2 protein-coding genes are annotated in these 2,325 nt (G+C 26.6%); both read left to right on the top strand.

Features of this window, described 5'->3' with window-relative positions:
* The first annotated feature begins 121 nt into the window (after positions 1-121).
* Complete coding sequence (mraY, locus tag EIC27_RS06660; protein ID WP_126045270.1) at positions 122-1,210, top strand: phospho-N-acetylmuramoyl-pentapeptide-transferase; 1,089 nt, start codon at positions 122-124, stop codon at positions 1,208-1,210.
* A gap of 5 nt (positions 1,211-1,215) precedes the next feature.
* Entirely contained in the window at positions 1,216-2,205 is a 990-nt protein-coding gene (locus tag EIC27_RS06665; RefSeq protein WP_126045271.1) for an aldehyde dehydrogenase family protein, read from the top strand.
* Positions 2,206-2,325: the final 120 nt, after the last annotated feature.

A 2,325-nucleotide genomic window follows, 5' to 3' on the forward strand; every position in this document is an offset into this window, starting at 1 on the left:
AATGAGGCATTAAATTTCATGGAAGAACTACTTGAATTAGAACTAAAAATAAAAAATTCTAAAGTTATTAATAATAATCTTATACTAAATCAATATTTCATTCAAAAAATACACATATAATATGTTTCAATTTTTAGCAGAATTTTTAGTAAAATATTTTTCATTTTTTAATATTTTCAAGTACATAACTTTTAGAAGTTGTGCTGCATTATTTACCTCATTTTTTATTATGTTAATTTATGGTAATAGATTTATACAGTATTTATCCTCATTTCAAAAAAATGGACAACCAATCAGAAATGATGGAGCAGAAAACCATTTTTTAACAAAAAAAGGAACTCCTTGCATGGGAGGAGTTTTAATTATAATTTCTATTATAATTTCTATTATTTTTTGGGCAAACTTAAAAAATGCATATATACTTTTGCTAAGCTTTGTATTAGTATCTTTTGGATTTTTAGGTGGGATTGATGATTATAATAAATTAAAACTTAACAGTTCCAAGGGAATTTCTGCAAAATTAAAATTTACTCTCCAATTTTTATTAAGCGCATTATCTGTTTTAATAATTAGCTACATTAGCACCAATAATCATTCAACAACTTTAGTGTTTCCATTTTTTAAAAATTTAGTAATTGATTTAGGATATTTTTATTTTATATTTGGTGTTTGTGTAATCACTGGTTCATCAAATGCAGTAAATCTAACAGATGGATTAGATGGGTTAGCTATTGGACCTATTATAATATCATCAGCATTCTTTGCAATAATATCATATTTAGTTGGCAATGTAGTTTTTTCTAATTATCTAAAATTAGTGTATGTGCAAAATTCAGGTGAAATATCTGTATTCTGCTCTGCAATGATAGGAGCCGGACTCGGATTCTTATGGTATAATGCACCTCCAGCAAAAGTGTTCATGGGTGATACTGGAAGTTTAGCACTTGGAGCTGTAATTGGTACTATAAGTGTAATAACTAAAAACGAAATAATTTTATTTATAACTGGTTTTGTATTTGCATTTGAAGCTATATCTGTAATACTACAAGTTAGCTCTTATAAATTACGAGGCAAAAGAATATTTAAAATGGCACCTATTCATCATCATTTTGAAAAAATAGGATGGTCGGAACCAACTATAGTTATTAGGTTTTGGATTTTAGCTATAATTTTTGCTTTAATTGGACTTTTTAGCTTAAAAATTAGGTAATCAATATGCATAACATTATTAAAACTATAAATCCTACTACAGAAGAAATAATAAAAGAGTATGAGTACTATAACATTAGCCAAGTTATAAATATTATAGACTCAGTTGCTCTAGAACAAGATAAATGGAAAAAGCAAAATTTAAAATTACGTATTAATTCTATCAAAAAATTATCACAAGCTTTAAATGAAAACAAACAAGATTTAGCCACATGCATAACAAATGAGATGGGAAAGCCAATTTCTCAATCAATTTCTGAAATTGAAAAATGTATTATACTTTGTGAATATTATATAAATAACTCAGAAAAATTTTTAAAACCTTCCATAATCAGCAACGAATTTCCTAAAAGCTACTATACATACACATCATCAGGTATTATATTTGGAATAATGCCATGGAATTTTCCAGTTTGGCAAGTCATGAGATTTGCTATACCAAATTTAATAATAGGAAATGCTATTTTGTTAAAACATTCACCTAATACCACAGCAATGTCCTTAAAGCTTGAACAACTTTTTAACAATGCATTACCTAAAAATTTATTTAAAAGCTTACTTATAGAAGTAAATATGGCTGAAAGCGTGATAAAAGACAGTAAAATTTCTGGAGTAACAATAACTGGTAGTAAAAAAGCAGGAGCAAATGTCGCAATGTTATCAGGAGCTAATATTAAAAAATGTGTATTAGAACTGGGAGGCAATGATCCTTATATTATATTAGAAGATGCAGATATTGATTTAGCAGTTAGAGAATGTGTTAATTCTAGACTTCTTAATACTGGTCAAGTCTGCATTGCAGCCAAAAGAATTATTATTTGTAAATTACTTAAAAGTGAATTTGAAAAAAAGTTAATTGAATGTGTAAAAAAATTCCAATATTCAAATCCTACTTTACCTAATTCAAAGTTAGGGCCTATAGCAAGAAAAGATTTAAAAAAATCTATATCTAACCAAGTAGAAAATAGTTTAAAAAATGGGTCTAAATGTATGTAAACGCTAAAATATCCCCATCTTGACAAGTATTATCCGCCTTTCTTTGGGTTTCTTAAGTTTTTTGATAATTCTAAAAAAAATTTAATTTGATGATATTTTTTTATCAATATTATATGGAAG

Origin of the sequence: Candidatus Aquarickettsia rohweri (assembly GCF_003953955.1) — a bacterium.
Classification (GTDB): domain Bacteria; phylum Pseudomonadota; class Alphaproteobacteria; order Rickettsiales; family Midichloriaceae; genus Aquirickettsia; species Aquirickettsia rohweri.